The organism is Acinetobacter marinus (genome assembly GCF_900096915.1).
In the GTDB taxonomy this organism is placed as follows: Bacteria; Pseudomonadota; Gammaproteobacteria; order Pseudomonadales; family Moraxellaceae; genus Acinetobacter; species Acinetobacter marinus.
The window spans coordinates 235,818-259,150 of record NZ_FMYK01000002.1 but is presented as its reverse complement, the minus strand read 5'-3'; the positions used below and the strand labels follow the sequence as shown (position 1 = coordinate 259,150).

Below are 23,333 nucleotides of genomic sequence, written 5' to 3'. Positions count from 1 at the left end.
AAACTATGAGCGACTTCAAATATACTGATTTACCACTAAATTGTGGCAAAGTCACTCGTATTCAAATCGGTGAAGCGATGCCTTTCGCCCGTGAGCAAGCCAGTGCCATCAATAAGTTCACCATTACCGAAGCTGAGGTGAATACGCTAGGTATTGTCGGAGATGAACAAGCCGATCCATTCTTTCATGGTGGGCAATTTCAAGCGATTCATCAGATGCCTGCTTCAGTTTACCCTCTGATCAAAGCCAAGTTCCCTAATGTGACGATTTACGAGGGCATGCTTGGTGAAAATCTGATTATCGGTGAAGCTGACCAAACCAGTATGAATGAATCCAATGTCTGTGTCGGCGATATTTATCAAGTCGGCACAGTAAAAATGCAAGTCACTCGTCCACGCAAACCATGTTGGAAAATTGATGCGCAGCTGAATAATCGTGGCATCGCCAAATTTCTTTTGGATGAAGGCTGTATCGGTTGGTATTACCGTATTGTGCAAAATGGACATTTCAAACTCGATGATGAATGTACATTAATCGAACGCCCCGCACCTGAGGCGACATTAAGCTCGTTGTGGCACACCTTTAACCACATCAAAGACAGCAACGATCCGCAACTGCAATATTGGCTGAATAACGAGTATTTGGTGCAAAGTTTTAAATCCTCACTGCAGAAGCGAGCACGTTAAGACAGAACTATTACACTTATTTAAGCGAGAACCAATTCACGGCTTGGCTTTATCAAAATGGCTACATTGAAATGCCTTTTTCAAACTTTTTGAATATGTTATGTTTTGCTCAATTCGCCTTTTTATGAGCAGCATCAATGAGCCAAGCCTTAACCATCGCAAAAAAAACAACAGACACCACGCAAAATATTGACCTTCTTTCCAAATTCGCCAACCGTCACGGCTTGATCGCAGGCGCAACGGGTACAGGGAAAACTGTAACCTTAAAAGTCTTGGCTGAAAATTTCTCTCGGATCGGCGTCCCTGTGTTTCTTGCCGATGCCAAAGGGGATGTATCGAGCATCACCAAAGCAGGGACAACCAGTGCAAAATTCGAAGAACGTCTAAAGCTACTTGGTATAGACAGTGTGCCTTTTGCAGGCTATCCGACCACGTTTTGGGATTTATTTGGCGAACAAGGACACCCTATTCGCACCACCATTTCTGAAATTGGTCCGATTTTACTGTCGCAAATGCTCAACCTGAATGACACCCAAGAAGGCGTACTCTCTGCGGTGTTCCGTGTTGCCGATGATCAAGGCATGTTGCTGATAGATTTTAAAGATTTAAAATCCATGCTGACCTATGTCAGTGAAAATGCGTCTGAGCTCAAAGCAGAATACGGCAACCTATCCCCTGCCAGTCTTGGTGCAATTCAACGGAATTTGTTAGCACTTGGCGATCAAGGTGGTGAAGACTTCTTTGGCGAACCAAGTTTGAATATCATGGATTTTATCCAAACAGATAGCCATGGCTTAGGTTATATCAACTTGCTCGCTGCCGATAAGCTAATGAATACACCAAAGCTCTATGCGACATTCTTGCTGTGGATGTTGTCAGAATTGTTCGAGCAATTGCCCGAAGTTGGCGATATGGACAAGCCGAAATTGGTGTTCTTCTTCGATGAAGCACATTTACTGTTTGACAATGCCAGCCCTGCACTACAAGAAAAAATCGAACAAGTGGTGCGCTTGATTCGCTCCAAAGGCGTTGGGATTTATTTCGTGACGCAAAGTCCACTAGATATTCCTGAAAGTGTGTTGGGTCAACTCGGTAATCGTGTACAGCATGCACTGCGTGCATTCACGCCGAAAGATCAAAAAGCAGTGAAAACTGCCGCCGATACATTCCGTGCCAATCCTGAATTTGAAGTGGCAGATGCCATCACACAGCTTGGCGTCGGGGAAGCCTTGATCAGCTGTCTTGATGCGCAAGGTACACCACAAATCGTCGAGCGTGGTTGGGTGATGCCTCCGTACTCAGCGTTTAGCCCAATCACCGCCGAAGAGCGCAAAGCCTTTATGACGAGTAGCATCGTTGCAGGTGTCTATGAACAAATGGTCGATCGTGAAAGTGCTTATGAACTTTTAAATCAAAAAGTGGCGCAACTCGAACAACAAAAGATCGCTGAGGAAAAGGCTGCCGAAGAGGCTAAAGCAGAAGAAGCATTGGCAAAGCAACAAGCCAAAGAACAAGCTGCGCTGGAGAAACAGCAAGCCCGTGAACAAGAGCGTTTAGCGAAAGAACAGCAAAAAGAAGCTGAGCGTGCCGCAAGACAACGTGAAAAGTTGATTCAAGATACCGTCGGTACGTTTGCAAAGAGTGCTGCACGTAGCTTAGGTGGACGCACTGGACAAAAGATCATGCGTGGTATTCTCGGGTCGATTTTTGGGAAGCGTTAACGCACTGTTTAACTGAAATATTCTGAACGCCGTCGATGTACATTGACGGCGTTTTTTATGGCTCGATGTATTTCTTCTGATTTTAAATGATGAAAAGTTGTCGTCATCTGCATATCAGTTGGCATGATCGGATGTCAGAAAATTTGGCGCTATTTCTACAATGACCGTATCGAATCCAGTTGATATTTCATTGAGGAAAGGCAAATGAGCAAGTTACAAAGCAAAGATCAGGTTGTATTAATCACAGGTGGCTCATCAGGTATGGGTAAAGCATTCACCCAAGCCTTATTACAACAAGGCGCCATCGTCTATGCGGTTGCACGTCGCCTAGAGGCAATGAATGAGCTCAAAAATCTCGGTGCACGCACCTTGAAAATGGACATCAGCAAGTCTGAAGATATTCATCAAGTGGTAAAGCAGATCAACCGAGAAACGCAAGGCGTCGATATTCTGATTAATTGCGCTGGCTTTGGTCTATACGGTGCGATGGAGGACACCTCGATTGACGATGCACGTTATCAATTTGAAGTGAATCTATTTGGCATGGCAGAACTAACACAGCAAATTTTGCCCACGATGCGAAGTAAAAATAAAGGACGCATCATCAATATTTCGTCGATGGGTGGCAAAATCTACACGCCGCTTGGCAGTTGGTATCATGCCAGTAAACATGCAGTAGAAGGTTGGTCAGACTGTCTTCGTCTTGAACTCAAAGCCTTTAATATTGATGTTGTGGTGATCGAGCCTGGTGCGATCAATACCGAATTTGCAGGCGTCATGGTACAACCAATGCTAGAGCGTTCAGGTCAAACTGCGTATGCAAATATGGCGCAATCCGTTGCCAATGCCACCAATGAATCTGTGCGCAAAGGCGAGCTCTCCGAGGTGCAAGTGGTGGTCGACATGTTGCTCAAAGCCGTCAATGATCGTCAGCCAAAGACCCGCTATGTCGGTGGTAAATATGCCAAAATGATGATCTTTGTGCGTAAATGGTTCGGTGATCGCATTTTCGATATGATGGTGATGTCTGTCGTCAAATAATCAACTTCATATCTACATAAACTACTATTGCAATACATCTTCGAGGTGATTCGCCATGAAATACGCCACAAAATTTGTGCTCCAGCCGAATTGGAAACTATTTCTGATTGATTTGGGCGTCCGACCAGAAGATGTGTTGCGACAGGCGTCACTGCCACTAGATGCCTTTAACCGTGGCAAAATGGAACTGACACCAGCGCAGTATTTTCAGTTTTGGAATGCGCTCGAAGATAGCGCAGGTGTTGAGCATTTACCGCTGAAAATCGGACAAATGCTTACCGTGGAACTATTTGATCCTGCGATCTTTGCCTGCGTATGTAGTCCAAATCTACAGATCGCCCTAGAACGCTTTGCCTTATTTAAAAAGTTGATTGGACCGATTCACCTACATCCAATCAAGGATACGAAGGCGTTTCGTTTAGAGGTTGAGTTTTATCAAGTGGGCGAAACCGTGCCAAATAGCATGATGCTGACTGAGCTGATCTTTTTCACGCAACTGGCACGACTCTGCACCCGCAGTCAGGTCACACCACTCAGGGTCACCCTGCCCGAATTACCAAATGACTTAGATCGTTATCACGACTTTTTTGGGGTACGTCCACAACAAGGCAATACGATTTCCATTCACTTTTCACTCGCAGATAGTGAAAAACCATTCTTAACTGCCAACCCGACCATGTGGTCGTTCTTCGAGCCAAATTTACGGCAAAGTCTAGCCAACCTAGATGACACCATACCCACGCAGGACAAAGTCAAAGCCATTTTATTGGAGAGCTTGCCTGCGGGATTTAGTCGTATTGAGGACATTGCGGACAGATTGGCGCTGAGCAAACGCACCTTACAACGTCTGCTTGAGGATGAACAAACCAATTTTCAAAGTATTTTGGATGACACTCGGCTCTCCCTTGCCGAGCATTATCTTTCACAATCTTCGATCAGCCCAAGTGAAGTGTCTTATCTGCTCGGTTTTCAAGAAGTCAATTCGTTTTCCAGAGCCTTTAAAAAATGGACAGGCGAAACGCCAAACACTTTTCGGCATCGTTATTCGTAATGTATATTTATCTATTTTTCAATCATTTATCGCATGTGCAAACATTAAAACAAGTGTCGTTATTTGATGGAACATTGTCGTACTTCGATGAAGAATTTTCCACTGGATCACATAGCATAAAAGTCCAATATTTCAATCCAGTGAGTCCGTGATGAAACAAGGTCTTTTATTCAGTGTCGCTTTAATGAGCATCAGTGTGTTGAGTGCAACAACTGCATGGTCTATCGAATTAGATGGCACAAAATGGCAAGCCATGAATGAGAAAACAGGCAAGCCTTTAAATATTATTCAATTTTACAAAGACAAAAATGGTAACTATGCAGGCAAAGTGGCACAAGTGTCTGAACCGAAAAATATTCCTGTCTGCACAACCTGCTCGGGTGAGCTGAAAGGTAAAAACCTGCAAGGCATGACCTTAATTCGAAACCTCAAGAAAAGTACCGATAACAAATATACCGAGGGCTCGGTGATTGATCCTGCATCAAGCCGTACTTATCGCCTCAATGTTGAAACTTCTCCCAATGGTCAACAACTCAAATTGCGTGGTTATATTGGCACACCCGCATTAGCTGGTACGCAAATTTGGAATCGTGTCAAATAACACGACACAACAATTCATCAATGAATCAGCCAATACCGAAATCTTGGATTGGCTAATTTTTCAAAAGCACTACATATAATGTTTTCGTGCTTTTCTCAAGTATTCGGAATAATTTAGTTCCTCTTTGATGATTATACTTTTTATGTAATGATGAGAATTACACCACCATTAACCAAATAAAAATAAGATGAATATGATAAATGAACATATGACAGGCACATCAGTATCAGATAAAAATCTAAAACTTGTCATTCCTTTTTTAATGTTGTGTTATCACATTTGCCTATACTTACCTGCTTTTAAGCTAAGCATCATGATCGGAAGTGGTGAGGGATTTGGTGGGCTTGGCACATTAATCATGGGTACATTATATTTACCTTTTGGTTTGTACTCTGGAAATTATGGGATACTAGCTGTCTGCGGTAATTATATTTTCTTTTACTTTGTGGCTCGGTTTTTCATCACACCAAATTACTCCTCCAAATTTTCAGTCGTTTTAGCAATCTTACTCATCATGTCAATGATTTTAAGTTTTTTCGATGTATTTCCCGTTAACTACACATCAAATGGACGAATAGTAGCATGGGGTTATGGGGCTTTTTTTTGGTATTTTAGTTTATCCGCCATGTCTTTTTTAGTGCTATACCGCTATTTTATTAAGAGAACACCTCATGTTTCATGGTTTATATTTTTGTTTGTATTCAGCTTTATACTCTCCCTAGGTTTACGCTATTACCAATATCACTATTTGGCAGATGAGTACCACAAAAAATATTTCTTTGATAGTGTATGGCTCATGCGCATACATTAATCACACTCGGATTAAGGCATTTCTTCTAACAATCAAGTGCCTATCGGAACATCGGCTGAAAATATAATTTCTTTCTTTTCAATCAGATAACCGTTAGTTTTCTTTTTACCTTAAAGATGTATTGTAAATATATCTTTAAAGGTGTATTTTAAATATATCTTTTAATCCACCAACCCAAACAAGAGCCAACGATCATGATTACTGAAAGCCAAAAAGACCTCGTCAAAGCCACAGTCCCTGTTCTACGTGAAAGCGGTGTCGCCCTCACCTCCTATTTTTACAATCGCATGCTCACCAACAACCCAGACTTAAAAGAAACCTTTAACATGGGACATCAGCGCAGTGGCGCACAAGCACAAGCACTTGCAGGTGCGGTACTTGCATATGCGGAGAATATTGATGATCCATCTGTACTTGCCCCAGTGATTGAGCTGATTGCACACAAACATGTCAGCCTCAACATCCAAGCGCCAGACTACAATATCGTCGGTGAAAACTTGCTACATTCGATCAGTGAAGTGCTCAAAATCTCAATGGATGATCCACTCATCGAAGCGTGGGGCGTTGCCTATGGTCAGCTTGCTGATGTGTTTATCAATGCTGAAAAAGCACTCTATGAACAGCACCAACAAACCAAAGGCAGTTGGCTCGGCTGGCGTCAATTTAAAATCGCCAAAAAAGATGTGGAAAGTGAAGAAATTACTTCATTCTATCTTGCACCAGTCGATGGCGGTGACTTACCAAAATATGAAGCTGGACAATATATTTCTGTGCGTGTCTTTGTCGAAGATTTAGGTCTAAAACAACCTCGCCAATACACATTGTCAAATAGTCCACAATCAGATTATTTGCGTATCTCAGTCAAGCGTGAAGACGAAAAAGGTGAGCTAGCGGGTGGATGGGTGTCTAGCACATTGCACAGTTTGCCTGAAGGCGCTGAGATCGAAGTGTCTGCACCAACAGGTAACTTCTTCTTGATCGATCCAAACAAACGCAATGTATTTATCAGTGGCGGTGTCGGTCTCACACCAATGGTTGCAATGTTGAACCAACTGATTACTCAAGACATGCCACAGCCTGTGACATTTATCCATGCGTGTCGTAGCGGTTTAGTACATGCGATGAAGAAACACATTCAGGCGCATCAAGCCAAATTCCCACGTTTAAGCACATTTACAGCCTATGAATTTCCACAACCGAGTGATGTGCTTGGTCAAGACTACGATGTCGCAGGTCGCCTCGATCTTGCCAGCATGGACAATGCGCTACTCCCACAAGATGCAGATTACTACCTCTGTGGACCTATGCCGTTTATGGCTGAACAACAAAAAGCGCTGATCGCTCGTGGCATTCCTGTTGAAAATATTCATAGTGAAGCCTTTGGGACTGGCGGGGTAAAACTCAGCTAAGTCATCAGTAGACGTCAAATGTAATGGCAAGGCATTGCACTTGACTGCTTCGTATTTGAAACTTTGCAAAGGGCGGGATGGTGTTATACTAATCCGCCTTTTTTATTCCCGTTTTTTGACTTGACTTGATATGCAGCTCAATAAATTTAGTGACTATGGTCTTCGCCTCCTGATGTTTTTACTACAGCCGAGTAAAGATGCGTCAAGCAATGGGCTGATGACCATTGCACAGGCAGCCAGCGCCCTAAAAATTTCTGAAAATCATTTGGTCAAAGTCAGCCATTTTATGGTCAAACAAGGTTGGATTATCAGCACACGGGGCAAAGGTGGCGGGATTCGGCTTGCACCCGAGGCTTATACACTACCGCTGGGAGATATTGTGCGCATCTTAGAGCACGACCAAAAAGCGGTGAATTGCCTAGAGCCTGCATGCTCGCTACGTTTTAGCTGTGGATTAAAGTCGGTACTGGATCAAGCCTTAGAGCAGTTTTACCAACACCTCAACCATTACCAATTACAAGATGCACTGCATCAGCCTGTTTCTTATAGTCTTGATAAAGATGATGCGCTCAGCAAAATTACCATCACTGCGATTTCGTAGCTAATGCAAAGAGTTAACCTATCCCAGCACCACGCAAACTTAGAATTAAACAATAGCTATTATCGACAATGATTTGACACAAAAAAACCAGACGCATGGTCTGGTTGTTTCGATCGCTATTGATGATTATTCATCATCACTTTGATCATTTTTTGGTGGTAAGTCTTGCACTGCTTTTTCAATCAAACCAAACATATAGTTACCATAGGCATTGGTCTTGTCATAATGAAAACGCAGGCGTGGTGTGATGCGTGTCTTAATGCGACGACTCAACTCTTGACGCAAGAAGCCTGATGCTTTGTTTAATACATCTAGGCTGTCTTTGTGTGCATCTTCAGATTGGTCATCTTCGAGCTCACGCCCCATCACCGTCACATAGACATCTGCGTAGCCAAGATCAGGACTGACCTTGACTGCAGAGATCGTGACTAAACCACCTAAACGCGGATCTTTGAGTTCCAAACGAATCAGTTCAGAGAGTTCTCGCTGAACCGTATCCGCCATCCGCTTTAAGCGTTGACCTGACATTACAGACTCCGTTTAATGGTTTGTACGTCGTAGACTTCGATTTTGTCCAGTTCTTGAATGTCTTTATAGCCTTTAACCGCTAGACCACATTCCATCCCCGCACGCACTTCTTCAACCACGTCTTTGTAGCGACGCAATGATTCCAATTCACCTTGGAACACCACCACATCGTCACGTAATACACGAATCGGTTTGTTACGGTGAATCACACCTTCCATCACCATACAGCCTGCAGCCGCACCGAACTTACTTGAGCGGAACACTTCACGCACTTGCGCCACACCAAGAATCGTTTCACGATGTTCAGGTGCGAGCTTACCACTCATGGCATCTTTGACATCGTCAATCAATTCATAAATGATGCTGTAGTAACGAATATCCACACCATCTTGATCAGAACGTTGACGCGCTGCAGTATCGGCACGCACATTAAAGCCCAGTAATACTGCTTCTGAAGATTCTGCCAAGATCACGTCAGATTCGGTAATTGCACCAACACCTGAACTGATAATGCGTACTTGTACTTCATCAGTAGACAACTCAGTCAACGCCACACTCAATGCTTCAAGCGAACCACGTACATCGGCACGCATCACCACATTGACAGTTGGCACATCTTGTTTGCCCATAGACGCCATGAGGTTTTCAAGACGCATTGCGCTTTGACGGTCGATACGTTTTTGACGTTCACGGTCAGAACGTGCATCAGCCACTTCACGTGCTTTCTTCTCATCATTGACGACAAGCACTTCATCACCTGCCATTGGCGCTTCTGGTAGACCCAAAATCTCCACTGGGATCGAAGGTCCTGCCGACTTGATACGGTTACCATTTTCATCAGTCATGGCACGTACACGTCCATAAGATGAACCTGCAAGAACCAAGTCACCGATATTCAATGTCCCGTTTTGTACCAAGATTGAGGTGACAGCACCACGACCTTTGTCAACACGTGCTTCAATCACCACACCTTGCGCAGCACCTTCACTTGACGCTTGAAGTTCCATCAATTCTGATTGAATCAAGATCAAATCAAGTAACTCGTCAATGCCATCACCGGTATGTGCAGACACTTTCGCTACAGGGACATCACCACCCCATTGCTCAGGCACGATTTCTTTGGCAGTCAATTCATTCAAGACACGATCAGGATCAGCTGATTCTTTATCCATCTTGTTGATCGCCACGATAATTGGTGTACCTGCAGCACGAGCATGGTCAATCGCTTCTGCAGTTTGTGGCATCACACCATCATCTGCCGCAACCACCAAAATCACGATATCGGTCGCTTTGGCACCACGTGAACGCATTGAGGTAAACGCTGCGTGTCCCGGAGTATCTAAGAAAGTGATAATGCCTTTATCAGTTTCTACATGGTATGCACCAATGTGCTGAGTAATACCGCCCGCTTCACCAGACGCCACTTTCGAGCGACGAATACGATCAAGTAATGAGGTTTTACCATGATCGACGTGACCCATGATGGTCACCACTGGTGGACGAGTCGACAACTCACCACGTTTTTGCTCAGCTTGTTCAAGCAAGTTATCTTCGGCTGCTGTATCAGAAACAAGTACAGGATTGTGACCCATTTCTTCAACCACAAGTACCGCTGTATCTTGGTCAATGGCTTGGTTTTGCGTGACCAATTCGCCCATTTTCATCAAGGTTTTGATGACTTCACGGACTTTGATCGCCATTTTCTGTGCAAGATCACCAACTACGATGGTTGAACCGATTTCCACATCATAAACTTGCTTTTTCACAGGCTTTTCAAAACCATGCTTGTTGCCTTGACTGGTTTTTAAACCACGTTTATGGCTTGAGCGGTTAAAGTTTTGCTCTTCCTGATTGTGACGACCGCCTTTTTTCTGCGCACGTCCAGTGTTACCACCGCCACGCTTGATTTCACGATCTTCTTTTTCAAACGAATCTTCGTAGGCTTGACCCACTAGACCCGCCGCCAAAGGTGCATCATCTACCACTTTAATGGTTGGTGTGCTACTGCCTTCGTACTTGCTCGCCATCTTGCGCATTTGCTCAAGGGTACGTTGCTGTGCTTCTTCAGCCGCTTTACGACGAGCCGCTTCTTCAGTTGCTTTCAGCTGTGCAGATTGCTCCTCACGAGCTTTTTTCTGCGCCGCAGTTTCAACTTTTTTCACTTCAACTTTGGCATTGCTATTGCGTTTTTTCACCACAACCGCAGCGGTCGGCTTGTCTTGCTTGGCTTCTTTATTGTGCGTTGCACGCATTGCTTCAAGGGTCGCTTGGGCTTTGTTTTCCGCAGCCTCTGCTTGCTTTTTGCTTTGCGCTTTTTCATGCGCTTGCGCTTGTGCCTTCGCCTGTGCTTTAGCTTGCTGTTCAGCTTCTTCTTTGGCTTTCGCCTCCGCTTCTGCTGCCAGTTTTGCTGGATCAGGCTTCACAAAAGTTTGCTTTTTGCGCACTTCAACATTGATCTTTTTGGTTCGACCAGAGGAGTCCGCAAGATTTGCCGTACCTGTGGTTTTACGTTTTAAAGTAATTTTACCTGCGCCCAACTTTGCACCCGATGCGTTATTAAATTGTGCCAATTTCTCTTGCTCATCAGAGCTAATCACATCATTAGCATTGCGTTGTGGTAAACCAGCAGCTCGAACTTGTTCAAGGAGCTTTTCAACTGGACTATCTACGCTTTTCGCTAACTCTTGTATCGTCTTGTCCGTCATATATGACCTCCTCTTTAGTTAAACCACGATTCACGGGCTTTCATGATCAGCTGACCAGCTTTGTCTGTATCAAGACCGTCGATATCGATAATATCGTCGATCGCTTGATCTGCCAGATCATCTACAGTGCAAATGCCTTTTTGGGCAAGTGCTTGGGCAACTTCTGGGGTCATCCCCTCCATTGCTAACAATTCTTCAGTGGCATGTTGCATATTTTGTTGCTCACGAAGCACATCGGTTAATGTCGCTTCTTTGGCACGCTCTTGTAACACACCTACAGTTTCTTCATCCAAACCGATTTCTTCAAAGGTTTCCGCAGGCACATACGCCACTTCTTCCAGTGAGGTAAAGCCCATTTCCACCAATGCTTCTGCCAAGTCTGCATCAATATCCAAACGCTCAACAAACATATCCAGATATTGCTGATTTTCAGAGCTTTGACGGGCACGATACTCATCTTCAAGCATCATATTCAGCTTATAACCTGTCAATTCAGACGCAAGACGCACATTTTGACCTTGTGAACCGATCGCACGTGCAAGCTGTTCATTGGTGGCAAAAATAATGTCTGCACTAAAGGTATCTTCATCCAGCACAATCCCCGACACATCTGCAGGTTCAAGCGCACTGGCAATATACTGTGCAGGATCGTCAGACCACACCACCACATCGATACGCTCACCATTGAGCTCTTGTTGTACCGCTTGGATACGTGTACCACGCATACCAATACATGCACCGACTGGATCAATACGATGATCATTGGTTTTTACAGAAATCTTGGCACGCACACCCGGTTGACGAGCTGCTGCTTTGATCTCGATAATTTCTTCTGCAATCTCAGGGACTTCTTTGCTCATCAAAGCAATCAACATCTCAGGACGGGCACGTGACAGTTGCAACTGCGCACCACGACCTTCACGATTGACATTAAACAAGATCGCATTGATGCGCTGTTTTGGACGAAGCATCTCTTTTGGAATCGACTCTTCTTTTGCCAAATACGCTTCTGCGCCATCACCCAAATCGATGATAAAACCGTCTTTGGTTTGTTTTTTCACTTCACCATAGATCAAGTCGCCGAGCTTATCTTCATAGGCATCGGCAACCAAAGCACGCTCTGCTTCACGAATCTTTTGCACGATCACTTGTTTAGCGATCTGCGCTGCGATACGACCGAATTCAATCGACTCGACTTCGAGCTCACGAATATCACCGATTGACCACTCCGCAGGATCGACATCAGAGATCGCATCTTGGCAAGCAGGCATTTCATGATCTTCATCCGCCACCACTTCCCATTGACGGAAGGTACGATATTCACCCGTTTTACGGTCAATCTCTACACGCAAGCGTGCTTCAGATGCAGTCGTATGTTCATAGAATTTCTTTTTGGTGGCAGCCACAAGCGCTTGTTCTAATGCTTGGAAAATCGCTTCACGACCAACACCTTTTTCATTACTAACCGTTTCTACTACGGTAAGAATCTCACGGCTCATAAGTCACCTTTTCTAATTTCAAAAAAATCCATTAATCCTGAAAAACCAAATTGGCTTTATCAATGTTATGACTATCAATGTCTAACACCTGTGCCTGTTCCACTTCCACCTGAATGGTTTCTGCTTCGACATCTACAGCAACCAATTTGGCTTGAAACTTACGACGATTGTCCACCGCAGTGATCAAACGTAGCGCCACCTGCTGACCGATATAATCTTGCATCTGCGCCAAACTAAAAAATGGACGATCCCAACCTGGTGACGAGACTTCAAGACTATATTCACCTGAAATCGGATCATGCACATCGAGCAGTGCACCCACCTGATGGGTCACGTTGACACAATCTTGCACGCCGATACCACGACCTTGATCAGGCTCGCCATTTTCATCCACGCTTTGCACCTCAGTGCTTGGTGCATTTGGGTCTACAGGCTTATCAATATAAATTCTTAATAATGAACGCTTGCCCTGTGGTAAGAATTCCAAACCCCACAACTCGACATCGCAGGCTGCGACCGCAGGTGCAATCATGTCAAATAGTGCTTGCGTTTTATTGGATAATTTCATCGAATCTCGTCATAGAAATCTAAGGCTAATAGGCGCTAATAGTGAAGCATACAAATTTGACCGATTGATGGCAGACGCCACAATCCTCACAGACAACCAAGATCAATCACTTTAGCCAACAAAAAAGGGCGCATTTCGCCCCCTTTTTAAATACACAATGTTTCAAAGTCAAATGTTTTAAAATTCATTTTTCAACATTCAATTTTTCAAAATCTACTGTGCAAAAAGGCCCACCTTTCATTGTGAGCCTCTCTTCAGAAACTTGGTAGCGGGAGCTGGATTTGAACCAACGACCTTCGGGTTATGAGCCCGACGAGCTACCAGACTGCTCCATCCCGCATCAATGTGCACAAATTATAGTGCGATTTGAACAAAAGTCAATGTAAAGCCTTTGTTCTACAAACCATCTCCACCATGATCAGTGGCGTATTGAGATCATTTGTATTCTGGTTTTGGTAGCGGGAGCTGGATTTGAACCAACGACCTTCGGGTTATGAGCCCGACGAGCTACCAGACTGCTCCATCCCGCATCAACCAATCGTTTTTAGTTTATTCTAAAAAATTATCTCAAATCATTTAGACCACTAAAAACAGTGCGGCAAGTCTACCACTTTAAAATCAGTTTGCAAGGGGACTTTGCATTATTTTCTCACAATTCGCAAAATTTGATGCTATTTGCTTAAAACACCAGCAAATCACCATCCCCTTACACCCACGCATTAACATTTCTGATTGCACAATCGGATTTCACCGTGATGTTTTAAGGCATTTCCTTGATTTCCTTGATAAAGCGATCATCATAGAATTTTTCCAGTGGCGCTTTAGCCGCATCGATCAAGCCCAAATCGACTGACATTTGATGGATTACTTTCATGCGTTCTGGCGTGATAATACCGATCCCCATGGTTGCGGCATCACCACCTGTGACAAATTGATGTTGCTTGATTTTATCAATCGCATAATCAATCTGACCTTGAGTCATTTGTGGATTATCCTTAAAGATCAAGGCATCACCCGCCTTAGAGTCTTCAAGATAAGACTTCCAGCCTTTCATCGTCGCTGCCAAAAAGGCTTTGACTTCCTCAGGGCGCTCTTGAATCACATCGGTACGACACACCACCGCATTGCCATAGGATGGATAATCATAGTCACTGAGGAAAAAGACTTTAAACTTAGCGCCCGCTTGCTCAAGTGCATACGGCTCAGATGAAAAATAGCCTTGTTGCACATAATCTTTATTGACCATAAATGGCTGAATATTAAAGGTATATGGCTTCACTGTCGCATCGTCCAAGCCATACTTCGCCTTAAACCACGGATACCAGCTCGACATCGACACCGAATCAATCAGTAAGGTTTTATCTTTGAGCTGTTCGATTTTGCTCACATCATCATGTGCAATTAATACAATCAATTCTTTTTGAAATGCTGTTGCTACTGTGGTTACGCCAACACCCTGACTAATGGCATTTAGGGTCGCAATATCCGCCCCAATGGCACAATCCGCTTTTTTCGCCCCCAATAATTGATAGTTATTGACCTGTGGTCCACCCATTTGAATGGTGACATCGAGTCCCGCATCTTTATAAAAGTCTTTGGCTTTGGCTTGATAATAGCCACCATGTTCAGCTTCTGCATACCAATTGGTCAAGAAATGAAATGGCTTTAAAGTCTTCTCTGTACTTGCGCTCGCATCTGTTTTGCTCGATGCACTGGCATCTGCTTCAGGTTTAGAGCACGCGGTTAATGCCAAACTGGCAACCACGCCACTGCACAACGTCTTGTATAACATCTTTTTCATTGTCAACACCTCACCCTCATTAAAAATAATAACCCACATGCAATTTCATGCCGATTCATTTGCGCCTTAGTTTTGCGCGGTTTGCCCTGATTTTTTTAAAAATCCATAGGAGCGCTGATACATTTCCTGTAGATGCTCGCCCGCTGTGCAAGGACGATATTTCGCTTGCTCACCGTCCGCCACTGTTCCAGGTACAGCCGAAATCTCTGCCAAATAATCAGGTTCATAAAAAAATGGAATGGAATAGCGTGGCTTGCCTTGAGAATATCTATTGCGTACCCGATGTGGATTGGAGTGATATAAGCCATTGGTCCAGCGTGGAATCATGTCACCAAGATTGACCACAAAGGTGCCTTTGATTGGCGTTGCGTCCAACCATGTGCCATCTGGCATACAAACCTCTAAACCACCTAAATCATCTTGTGCCAAAATGGTCAATGCACCCCAGTCGGTATGCGCTCCCGCACCAAAGGTTTTTTCAGTTGCACCCTCAGGGTGACTCGGATAACGAATCATGCGCAAGGTCAGCATCGGATCAATACAGCTTTGATCGAAATAATTGGCGGGTAGCTTCAATGACAACGCCAACAGTTGCATCAAATGCTGTGAAAGCTGCACCATGGCTTCGATATAACGCAAGCTATCTCGCTCAAAATCAGCAACGACCGCATTCGGCCATCGATTTTCAGAATAACCTTGATAGCCTGCAATCACATAGGGATGATCAGGCGCATAATTTCGCCCACAGTAAAATCCCTCTTTTAAATCAGGCTCTGACTCGACATCCAATTGCTGTCCTTTAAAGGCTTCATAGCCCCGAAAGCCCGCTTTGTATTGATGGCTATAGTGCATTTTGAGATGGCGTGGTAATTCAAAAAATGTTTGAGCAATCTCGAACTGCCGTGCCAATATTTTTGGGGCAATACCGTGGTTTTGGATATAAAAGAAACCCGATGTTGTTGCCGCTTCACGCAGTAGCGCCACGGTCTGCGCTAGATCTTGTTGTTGATGTGGCGCTAAACCCTGTAGATCTGCGGGGAGCTGATCGAGTTGTAATGAACGGGTTTTGGCTAAATCTAAAAGGGGTAAAGGCATTGCATTTCCTCATGAAACTATCTTCAAAATCAATTCAACTCAGAGGCGATTCAAATGTGATGAAATGCAATGAGATGAATCTTTGTTGAGAGTAGTTTCCAACACCTCGATTGAAATCGTGCTGTTTACCGTTGTACCCACGCAAATTAAATTAGCAACTTGCATGCCAAATCATTTTCTACTGTCGCACTCCAGCTTAATTCTTCACTTGGTATAAGATTTGCTTTGTCCAAATATGGTATTTGCTTTATTCAAATTTCATTTATTTAGTTGAGTGCACCATGTCAAAATTATGGATCAAAAACCCTTTAGCCATATTTACCGCCAATGATTTAGATGCATCCAATGGCATCGTCATCGAAAATGGTAAAATCATCGAATTGATCGCCAAAGGACACAGCCCAAGCCAGCCGATTGATCAGACTTTTGACGCCAGCAATTTGGTGATTACTCCAGGCTTAATCAACTGCCATCATCATTTTTTCCAGACCTTAACTCGTGCATGGACACCCGTGGTCAATAAACCCTTATTTTCTTGGCTGACCACCCTATACCCTGTCTGGGCAAATCTTGATGAAGACCAATTGCATCTCGCCACGCAGGTTGCCCTAGCCGAACTACTGCTCTCAGGTTGCACCATGGCGGCTGATCATCACTACTTATTTCCAAAACAACTGAATAGCGCCATCGATATTCAAATCCAAGCTGCTAGTGAGATTGGACTACGTGTCATGCTCACACGTGGCTCAATGAGTTTAGGTGAAGAAGATGGCGGGCTACCACCACAAAGCACCATTCAAGACATGCAAATCATCCTCGATGATTCAAAACGCCTGATCCAGCAATACCATCAACGTGGTGAAGATGCCATGATCAACATTGCGCTTGCACCGTGCTCGCCGTTCTCAGTGACCCAAGAAGTGATGATCGAAACTGCCAAAATCGCCGAGCAAATGGATGTCAGAATGCACACCCATCTCGCCGAAACCATTGATGAAGAAAACTATTGTTTAGAAAAATTTGGCATGCGCACGGTCGATTATCTGGAAAGCGTCAATTGGCTCAATAGTCGCACATGGCTTGCACACGGCATTCATTTTAATGCTAAAGAAATCCAACGCCTCGGCAAAGCACAAGTCGGCATTTGTCACTGCCCACATTCTAATATGCGTCTTGCCTCAGGGATTTGCCCGACTATTGATCTGCTGAACGCTGGTGCGACGATTGGACTTGGCGTGGATGGCTCAGCATCTGGCGATGCCTCCAACCTGCTGCTTGAAGCCCGTCAAGCGCTGTATCTACAACGTCTCAAATATGGTGCTGAAACCATTACCCCTGAGCTTGCACTCGGCTGGGCAACACAAGGTTCTGCCAAACTTTTAGGGCGCCAAGACCACCTTGGGCAAATTGCACCAAACTTCCAAGCAGATTTGGCATGCTACACGCTCGATGAAATTAAATTCTCTGGGAGTCATGATCCCGTTGCTGCACTCTTGCTTTGTGGTGCCGATCATGCGGAACACGTTATGGTGAAAGGCAACTGGGTGGTGAAGCATCGTGAAATACAAAATCTCGATCTCGATGAACTCAGCGCCAAACATCGTGCTGCCGCCAAACAACTATTAGCCAGCTAATTGATATTTCGCAATAGATGAAGATTGGTGATCGTGCCAATCTTTTTTTTATTTATGCCATTGCCAATTACTGGCTTTAATCCATCACAGAATAACGCTCTACTTTCTCAGCGAGTTGACGCCACTTCTGCAAATTTCAGACACAAAAAAAGCCTAAATCTTTCGATTTAAGCTCTTTTCTCATCTGGTCAATATTTATTTGAATTCAAGCATTTCACTCAAGATCAAAAAAATATTGGTGCGGAAGGGGGGACTTGAACCCCCACGCCCGAAAGCACTACCACCTCAAGGTAGCGTGTCTACCAATTCCACCACCACCGCAACAGGCGTGCATAATAGACCGTTCTTTCAAAAAAGAAAAGCCTATTTTTTATTTATTGTGAATTTGTTGGTGCGTTTGTCGAAGTTTCAGTCGATGTCGTATTGGCAGGTGTGGTCGACTGTGCAGGCACTACAGGTGCAGTATTTTGTTGGACTTGCTCAGCGCCAGGTAAAACATTCACCGATTGGGTTTGTTTTTTCGCATACACTGCCAAAGTCAAACTGGTAACAAAAAACAGCGCAGTTAAAATCGCCGTCAAACGGGTCATAAAATTACCCGAACCAGATGCACCAAATACTGTTGCAGCACCGCCACCACCGAATGACGCACCCGCATCAGCACCTTTGCCGTGCTGCACCAAAATCAACGCAATCATTAATATCGCCAATAAAATATGCACGACGAGTACGAAGCTATACATGATCTCACCTAATAATGATTAATCGTTGGACTGCGAAAACGCATTGATAATTGCCATAAAACTGGTTGCATCAAGTGACGCACCGCCTACCAATGCACCATCGATGTCTTTGCAGGCCGCTAACTGTACCGCATTTTCAGCTTTAACACTACCACCATAGAGCAAACTTAACTGCTCAGCACAGTCGGTATGTTGTGTTAAATATTGACGAATCGTCGCATGCATGTGCTGTGCATCTTCAGGTGATGCGGTCTTACCAGTGCCGATCGCCCAAATCGGTTCATACGCAATAATGATGTGCGCCCAATCTTCAGCCGACAATACCTGTTTTAAATCATCAAGCTGCTGCATCACCACTGATTCTGCTTGCCCAGACTCACGCTGAGCAAGGCTTTCACCAACACAGTAAATAATTTTTAAATTCGCCGCTCGAGCCTGCAAGATTTTAGACTGAAGCATTTTGACATCATCACCGAAGAGTTCACGACGCTCGGAATGCCCAATAATCACCAGATTGACTGCCATATTTTGAAGCAAATGCGCACTCACCTCGCCCGTAAATGCACCAAACCCAGACACAAAAGATACGTCTTGTGCAGCAATCGCAAGCTGTTCTGCCTGTTCGACCAGTAGTCCCAAATAAGGCGCAGGTGGTGCAATCGCCACCTGACACGCATCGGTACGATCAGCAAGTTGCGCTTGTATGCTGGTAAATAATTTTTTGGCATCGATAAAACTTGGATTCAGCTTCCAGTTCCCAATCACCCATTGCTGTCGCACAGGTTGGCTCATAAAGATTTGCTCTATATTTTAAAAATCGGCATATTTTATACTTTTTTATCGCTGTTGATAAGCAACGCCTGACTTGAGCATCACAAAGTCACTTAAAGCACTTGAAATCGCTATCATAATTTTTGATTTTAGTTGGATGGTTGTGAATTTGTGTTATATTGTTAACTAGAAAAATCCGCAAAACATAATGAACATATGGATGAGTTGAATTGATATTATGCTAGCAACGAGTCAAAACACCTTTTCAGGGTATGCCAAACGATTAGTCGCTGATGGGGTGATCAGCGCAGAGTCTATGCAAAAGGCGCAAGATCAAGCTCGGCGCAATAAACAATCGTTAACCTCGGTTTTGGTTGAAGAGTTTAATGTGCAAGGGCTTAAAATCGCATCGGCAATTTCCACTGAGTTTGCTGAGCCCATTTTTGATCTCGATGCTTACGATCCTGCCGTTTTACCCAAAGAGGCTGTCGGCGAAAAGCTGGTGATCCAACATCAAGTGATTCCGCTCATGCAACGTGGCGGTACGTTAGTCGTTGCCACCAGTGATCCAACACGCTTAGATGCGATGGAAGCGATTCGTTTTAACAGTAAAATGAATCTGCAAAGTGTCATCGTTGAGCAAAATAAACTCAGCAAATTCATAGCGCTGTATTATCAAGAAGAAGACAATTTTGACTTTGGTGATGAAGACTTTGAACTCGAAGTTGCTGATGAGAATACCTCTTTAGATGAACCCGATGAAGGCGAGGCACAAGAAGAAGCACCAATTGTTAAATATATTAACAAGCTCTTGGTGGATGCGATTCGCATGGGTGCGTCAGACTTGCATTTTGAACCCTATGAAAAAATGTATCGGGTGCGCTATCGTGTTGATGGGGTATTACGTGAAATCATCCGTCCGCCATTACAGCTATCCAATCGACTCGCCTCTCGCTTAAAAGTCATGTCTCAAATGGACATTTCTGAAAAACGTGTCCCACAAGATGGTCGTATTAAACTCAAGCTCTCTAAGACCAAAGCCATCGACTTTCGTGTCAACTCTTTACCGACCTTATTCGGCGAAAAAATTGTACTGCGTATCCTCGATCCATCCAGTGCTATGCTCGGCATTGACGCATTAGGTTATGAGGCTGATCAAAAAGCCTTGTTTATGGAAGCCTTGGAAAAACCGCAGGGTATGCTGTTGATTACAGGACCAACAGGTTCAGGTAAAACAGTATCGCTCTACACGGGTTTAAATATTTTAAATACCGAAGATTCCAATATTTCAACGGCAGAAGACCCTGTGGAGATTAACCTACAAGGGATCAACCAAGTTAACGTCAACAATAAAGTGGGACTGTCCTTCTCTGCTGCACTCAAATCCTTTTTGCGTCAAGACCCAGACATCATCATGGTTGGTGAGATTCGTGACCTAGAGACAGCTGAAATTGCGATTAAAGCGGCACAAACAGGTCACATGGTCATGTCGACGCTACACACCAACAGTGCACCAGAAACTCTGACACGTCTCCGCAATATGGGTGTACCCTCTTTTAATATTGCCACTTCAGTGAATTTGGTAATTGCCCAGCGCTTGGCACGGCGCTTATGCAGTCAATGTAAAAAACCTGCCGATATCCCGCAGCACAGCTTACTTGAAATGGGCTTTAGCGAAGACGATCTTGCCCATCCAGAATTTCAATTGTTTGAAGCAGTGGGCTGTCCAGAGTGCCGTGAAGGCTATAAAGGGCGTGTCGGTATCTATGAGGTGATGAAGGTCAATGCTGAAATCGCCAAAATTATTATGGAAGACGGCAATGCCTTAGAGATTGCAGCCGCCTCCGCCAAAGCAGGCTTTAATAATTTAAGACGTTCGGGGCTGTTAAAAGTCATGCAGGGGATAACCACTTTACAAGAAGTGAATCGTGTGACCAGTGAATAATTTTTGAGAAATATGAAATAAGGAATCGTCATGGCAGTAAAAAAAGCACAATTGATGCCGACCTTTAGCTATGAAGGGGTGGATCGCAAGGGGTTAAAAATCAAAGGGGATTTGCCCGCCAAAAATATGGCACTGGCAAAAGTCACCTTGAGAAAACAAGGCATTACCGTTCGAAAAATTGCCCAAAAGCGTGAAATAGAATTCTTAAATAAATTATTTAAGAAAAAAGTTACCACGCTCGATATTACGATTTTTACACGCCAACTTGCTACGATGATGAAAGCGGGTGTGCCATTAGTACAGTCTTTTGAAATCGTTGCTGAAGGCTTAGAAAATCCAGCCATGCGAGAAGTGGTGCTCGGTATAAAAGGTGAAGTCGAAGGCGGCAATACCTTTGCTGGGGCACTGCGTAAATATCCAAAATATTTCGATAATTTATTTTGCTCATTGGTTGAGTCAGGTGAGCAGTCGGGTGCGCTGGAAACCATGCTGGATCGCGTTGCAATCTATAAAGAGAAAAGCGAATTACTCAAGCAGAAAATTAAAAAAGCCATGAAATATCCTGCCACTGTCATCGTGGTGGCGATTATCGTCACCATTATTTTGATGGTCAAAGTCGTCCCTGTTTTTGAAGACTTGTTCAGTTCATTTGGCGCTGATCTGCCTGCATTTACCCAAATGGTGGTTCATATGTCGGAATGGATGCAGAAATATTGGTTCTTCTTAATTTTGGGTATTGGTGCAGTTGTTTTTGGTTTTCTTGAAGCCAAACAACGCAGTAAAAAATTTAGTGACTTCCTTGATAAACTTTCTTTAAAACTTCCGATTTTTGGCGATTTGGTCTATAAATCAATTATTGCCCGTTACAGTCGCACCCTCGCCACTACCTTCGCCGCTGGTGTGCCATTGATCGATGCACTGGAATCTACCGCTGGTGCAACCAACAACGTGGTATATGAAAAAGCGGTACTCGGTATCCGAGATGATGTTGCGACAGGACAACAGCTACAATTTTCTATGCGTCAAACCCAGCTTTTCCCAAGTATGGCTGTGCAAATGGTTGCCATTGGTGAAGAATCTGGTGCATTAGATGCAATGCTCGATAAAGTCGCTACGCACTTTGAAAATGAAGTAGACAACGCTGTTGATGGCTTAACCAGTATGATGGAGCCTTTAATTATGGCGATTCTTGGTGTCTTGGTTGGCGGTCTGGTGATTGCGATGTACCTCCCAATCTTCCAAATGGGTTCTGTGGTTTAATGCAAATCGTCGACATCTTTCAAAACAATTTGATTTTGTTTTATATCTGTATTGCCATTTTAGGGCTATGTGTTGGTAGTTTTTTAAATGTCGTTATTCTGCGTCTGCCGAGAATGATGCAACAAGAATGGCGACAAGAATGCCAACTGTTTTTACATCCTGAACAAGCGCTGATCGATCAGGAAAAGTTGACATTAAGCCATCCTGCATCGACTTGCCCCAACTGCCAGCACCGTATTCGCTGGTATGAAAATATTCCAGTGGTGAGCTGGTTACTGTTATTGCGTGGCAAATGCAGTCAATGTAAAACACCGATTTCTTTTCGCTATCCTTTTGTCGAAATCGCCACCATGCTGTGCTCTATACTCATCGCCTTTAAATTTGGTGTCAGCATAGAAACCTTTTTTGGATTAATTTTTACGTGGATTTTGATTGCTTTAACGGGTATCGATTTTGATACGCAACTGCTCCCTGATCGACTGACTTATCCGTTGATTGGTCTTGGCTTGGCAGTGAACAGTTACAGCCTTTTTGCCACACCAACACAGGCAATTTGGGGTTGTTTATTGGGTTTTTTATCGCTCTGGTCAGTGTATATCATTTTCAAATTAGTTACTGGTAAAGAAGGTATGGGACATGGGGATTTCAAGCTCTTAGCTGCGCTTGGCGCTTGGCTTGGACCACTGCAACTGCCTTTGATTATCCTACTCTCCTCTGTGGTTGGCGCAATCATCGGTATTATTCTGCTAAAGATGACTAAAGAAAATAAACCCTTTGCTTTTGGTCCTTATCTGGCGATTGCGGGTTGGATTGCTTTTCTTTATGGTGAGCAGATCATGACCGTCTACTTAGGTGGCTAATTA

Annotated in this window: 20 protein-coding genes and 3 tRNA genes; 12 read left to right on the top strand and 11 right to left on the bottom strand. The window is 44.1% G+C overall.

Annotated elements, in window-relative coordinates:
- The first annotated feature begins 5 nt into the window (after positions 1–5).
- The 8 genes from BLQ60_RS04560 (at position 6) to BLQ60_RS04525 (ending at position 7,921) form a co-directional block, all read left to right on the top strand.
- Entirely contained in the window at positions 6–686 is a 681-nt protein-coding gene (locus BLQ60_RS04560; protein WP_092616692.1) for an MOSC domain-containing protein, read from the top strand.
- Between the two features lie 137 nt (positions 687–823).
- Complete coding sequence (locus BLQ60_RS04555; RefSeq protein WP_092616689.1) at positions 824–2,407, top strand: helicase HerA-like domain-containing protein; 1,584 nt, start codon at positions 824–826, stop codon at positions 2,405–2,407.
- Positions 2,408–2,611: 204 nt separating this feature from the next.
- Positions 2,612–3,448 carry an oxidoreductase gene (locus tag BLQ60_RS04550; protein ID WP_092616686.1) on the top strand — a complete coding sequence of 279 codons (837 nt, stop codon included), beginning with the start codon at positions 2,612–2,614 and terminating at the stop codon, positions 3,446–3,448.
- 55 nt (positions 3,449–3,503) lie between these two features.
- Positions 3,504–4,499, top strand: coding sequence for a helix-turn-helix transcriptional regulator (locus BLQ60_RS04545; protein WP_092616682.1), 996 nt, complete (start codon positions 3,504–3,506; stop codon positions 4,497–4,499).
- Between the two features lie 151 nt (positions 4,500–4,650).
- Complete coding sequence (locus BLQ60_RS04540; protein ID WP_092616679.1) at positions 4,651–5,100, top strand: DUF2147 domain-containing protein; 450 nt, start codon at positions 4,651–4,653, stop codon at positions 5,098–5,100.
- A gap of 208 nt (positions 5,101–5,308) precedes the next feature.
- Positions 5,309–5,911 carry a hypothetical protein gene (locus tag BLQ60_RS04535; protein WP_143005179.1) on the top strand — a complete coding sequence of 201 codons (603 nt, stop codon included), beginning with the start codon at positions 5,309–5,311 and terminating at the stop codon, positions 5,909–5,911.
- A 197-nt stretch (positions 5,912–6,108) separates the two neighbouring features.
- Positions 6,109–7,320 carry an NO-inducible flavohemoprotein gene (gene hmpA, locus BLQ60_RS04530; protein WP_092617399.1) on the top strand — a complete coding sequence of 404 codons (1,212 nt, stop codon included), beginning with the start codon at positions 6,109–6,111 and terminating at the stop codon, positions 7,318–7,320.
- A gap of 130 nt (positions 7,321–7,450) precedes the next feature.
- Positions 7,451–7,921 carry an RrF2 family transcriptional regulator gene (locus BLQ60_RS04525; protein ID WP_092616673.1) on the top strand — a complete coding sequence of 157 codons (471 nt, stop codon included), beginning with the start codon at positions 7,451–7,453 and terminating at the stop codon, positions 7,919–7,921.
- 126 nt (positions 7,922–8,047) lie between these two features.
- Here the strand turns inward: BLQ60_RS04525 and BLQ60_RS04520 are convergent, their stop codons facing one another.
- From BLQ60_RS04520 to BLQ60_RS04485, 8 genes are all read right to left on the bottom strand, one after another.
- Positions 8,048–8,449: a ribosome-binding factor A gene (locus BLQ60_RS04520; protein WP_092616670.1), complete on the bottom strand. Its 402-nt coding sequence runs from the start codon at positions 8,447–8,449 to the stop codon at positions 8,048–8,050.
- Entirely contained in the window at positions 8,449–11,154 is a 2,706-nt protein-coding gene (gene infB, locus BLQ60_RS04515; RefSeq protein ID WP_092616667.1) for a translation initiation factor IF-2, read from the bottom strand. Before infB ends, BLQ60_RS04520 begins: the two co-directional genes overlap by 1 nt.
- A 14-nt stretch (positions 11,155–11,168) precedes the next feature.
- Entirely contained in the window at positions 11,169–12,653 is a 1,485-nt protein-coding gene (nusA, locus tag BLQ60_RS04510; protein ID WP_092616664.1) for a transcription termination factor NusA, read from the bottom strand.
- 31 nt (positions 12,654–12,684) lie between these two features.
- Positions 12,685–13,221, bottom strand: coding sequence for a ribosome maturation factor RimP (gene rimP / locus BLQ60_RS04505; RefSeq protein WP_092616661.1), 537 nt, complete (start codon positions 13,219–13,221; stop codon positions 12,685–12,687).
- Positions 13,222–13,484: 263 nt separating this feature from the next.
- Positions 13,485–13,561 (bottom strand) — tRNA-Met (locus tag BLQ60_RS04500).
- A 113-nt stretch (positions 13,562–13,674) separates the two neighbouring features.
- Positions 13,675–13,751 (bottom strand) — tRNA-Met (locus BLQ60_RS04495).
- Positions 13,752–13,981: 230 nt separating this feature from the next.
- Positions 13,982–15,022, bottom strand: a complete 1,041-nt coding sequence (locus BLQ60_RS04490) for an ABC transporter substrate-binding protein (protein WP_171259047.1) — start codon at positions 15,020–15,022, stop codon at positions 13,982–13,984.
- A gap of 66 nt (positions 15,023–15,088) precedes the next feature.
- Positions 15,089–16,117 (bottom strand): isopenicillin N synthase family dioxygenase, encoded by a 1,029-nt coding sequence (locus tag BLQ60_RS04485; RefSeq protein WP_092616655.1) that lies wholly within the window; start codon positions 16,115–16,117, stop codon positions 15,089–15,091.
- A gap of 281 nt (positions 16,118–16,398) precedes the next feature.
- Here BLQ60_RS04485 and BLQ60_RS04480 point away from each other — a divergent pair, with 281 nt between their 5' ends.
- The gene (locus BLQ60_RS04480) at positions 16,399–17,751 is read left to right on the top strand and encodes an 8-oxoguanine deaminase (protein ID WP_092616652.1); all 1,353 of its coding nucleotides are present in this window, start codon (positions 16,399–16,401) and stop codon (positions 17,749–17,751) included.
- Positions 17,752–17,987: 236 nt separating this feature from the next.
- On the opposite strand, the gene BLQ60_RS04475 is transcribed toward BLQ60_RS04480, so the two are convergent.
- The 3 genes from BLQ60_RS04475 to tpiA all read right to left on the bottom strand — a co-directional run bounded on the left by BLQ60_RS04475 (position 17,988) and on the right by tpiA (position 19,286).
- Positions 17,988–18,072: transfer RNA gene (locus tag BLQ60_RS04475), tRNA-Leu, on the bottom strand.
- Positions 18,073–18,125: 53 nt separating this feature from the next.
- On the bottom strand, positions 18,126–18,494 hold the full coding sequence (gene secG / locus BLQ60_RS04470; RefSeq protein ID WP_092616649.1) for a preprotein translocase subunit SecG: 369 nt from the start codon (positions 18,492–18,494) through the stop codon (positions 18,126–18,128).
- Between the two features lie 18 nt (positions 18,495–18,512).
- Complete coding sequence (gene tpiA / locus BLQ60_RS04465) at positions 18,513–19,286, bottom strand: triose-phosphate isomerase (RefSeq protein WP_092616646.1); 774 nt, start codon at positions 19,284–19,286, stop codon at positions 18,513–18,515.
- A 217-nt stretch (positions 19,287–19,503) separates the two neighbouring features.
- Between tpiA and pilB the strand changes: the two genes are divergently transcribed.
- The 3 genes from pilB to BLQ60_RS04450 are packed head-to-tail and all read left to right on the top strand — an operon-like array spanning position 19,504 to position 23,330.
- Positions 19,504–21,210: a type IV-A pilus assembly ATPase PilB gene (gene pilB, locus BLQ60_RS04460; RefSeq protein WP_092616643.1), complete on the top strand. Its 1,707-nt coding sequence runs from the start codon at positions 19,504–19,506 to the stop codon at positions 21,208–21,210.
- A gap of 30 nt (positions 21,211–21,240) precedes the next feature.
- Positions 21,241–22,470 carry a type II secretion system F family protein gene (locus BLQ60_RS04455; protein ID WP_092616640.1) on the top strand — a complete coding sequence of 410 codons (1,230 nt, stop codon included), beginning with the start codon at positions 21,241–21,243 and terminating at the stop codon, positions 22,468–22,470.
- Positions 22,470–23,330 carry a prepilin peptidase gene (locus tag BLQ60_RS04450; RefSeq protein ID WP_092616637.1) on the top strand — a complete coding sequence of 287 codons (861 nt, stop codon included), beginning with the start codon at positions 22,470–22,472 and terminating at the stop codon, positions 23,328–23,330. Before BLQ60_RS04455 ends, BLQ60_RS04450 begins: the two co-directional genes overlap by 1 nt.
- Positions 23,331–23,333 lie beyond the last annotated feature (3 nt).

What these genes read in the sequence shown, in the direction of transcription:
- BLQ60_RS04560 (WP_092616692.1), top strand. Translation starts at nt 6, where the DNA reads ATGAGCGACTTCAAATATACTGATTTACCACTAAATTGTGGCAAAGTC.
- BLQ60_RS04555 (WP_092616689.1), top strand. Translation starts at nt 824, where the DNA reads ATGAGCCAAGCCTTAACCATCGCAAAAAAAACAACAGACACCACGCAA.
- BLQ60_RS04550 (WP_092616686.1), top strand. Translation starts at nt 2,612, where the DNA reads ATGAGCAAGTTACAAAGCAAAGATCAGGTTGTATTAATCACAGGTGGC.
- BLQ60_RS04545 (WP_092616682.1), top strand. Translation starts at nt 3,504, where the DNA reads ATGAAATACGCCACAAAATTTGTGCTCCAGCCGAATTGGAAACTATTT.
- BLQ60_RS04540 (WP_092616679.1), top strand. Translation starts at nt 4,651, where the DNA reads ATGAAACAAGGTCTTTTATTCAGTGTCGCTTTAATGAGCATCAGTGTG.
- BLQ60_RS04535 (WP_143005179.1), top strand. Translation starts at nt 5,309, where the DNA reads ATGACAGGCACATCAGTATCAGATAAAAATCTAAAACTTGTCATTCCT.
- BLQ60_RS04525 (WP_092616673.1), top strand. Translation starts at nt 7,451, where the DNA reads ATGCAGCTCAATAAATTTAGTGACTATGGTCTTCGCCTCCTGATGTTT.
- BLQ60_RS04520 (WP_092616670.1), bottom strand. Translation starts at nt 8,449, where the DNA reads ATGTCAGGTCAACGCTTAAAGCGGATGGCGGATACGGTTCAGCGAGAA.
- infB (WP_092616667.1), bottom strand. Translation starts at nt 11,154, where the DNA reads ATGACGGACAAGACGATACAAGAGTTAGCGAAAAGCGTAGATAGTCCA.
- nusA (WP_092616664.1), bottom strand. Translation starts at nt 12,653, where the DNA reads ATGAGCCGTGAGATTCTTACCGTAGTAGAAACGGTTAGTAATGAAAAA.
- rimP (WP_092616661.1), bottom strand. Translation starts at nt 13,221, where the DNA reads ATGAAATTATCCAATAAAACGCAAGCACTATTTGACATGATTGCACCT.
- BLQ60_RS04490 (WP_171259047.1), bottom strand. Translation starts at nt 15,022, where the DNA reads ATGAAAAAGATGTTATACAAGACGTTGTGCAGTGGCGTGGTTGCCAGT.
- BLQ60_RS04485 (WP_092616655.1), bottom strand. Translation starts at nt 16,117, where the DNA reads ATGCCTTTACCCCTTTTAGATTTAGCCAAAACCCGTTCATTACAACTC.
- BLQ60_RS04480 (WP_092616652.1), top strand. Translation starts at nt 16,399, where the DNA reads ATGTCAAAATTATGGATCAAAAACCCTTTAGCCATATTTACCGCCAAT.
- secG (WP_092616649.1), bottom strand. Translation starts at nt 18,494, where the DNA reads ATGTATAGCTTCGTACTCGTCGTGCATATTTTATTGGCGATATTAATG.
- tpiA (WP_092616646.1), bottom strand. Translation starts at nt 19,286, where the DNA reads ATGAGCCAACCTGTGCGACAGCAATGGGTGATTGGGAACTGGAAGCTG.
- pilB (WP_092616643.1), top strand. Translation starts at nt 19,504, where the DNA reads ATGCTAGCAACGAGTCAAAACACCTTTTCAGGGTATGCCAAACGATTA.
- BLQ60_RS04455 (WP_092616640.1), top strand. Translation starts at nt 21,241, where the DNA reads ATGGCAGTAAAAAAAGCACAATTGATGCCGACCTTTAGCTATGAAGGG.
- BLQ60_RS04450 (WP_092616637.1), top strand. Translation starts at nt 22,470, where the DNA reads ATGCAAATCGTCGACATCTTTCAAAACAATTTGATTTTGTTTTATATC.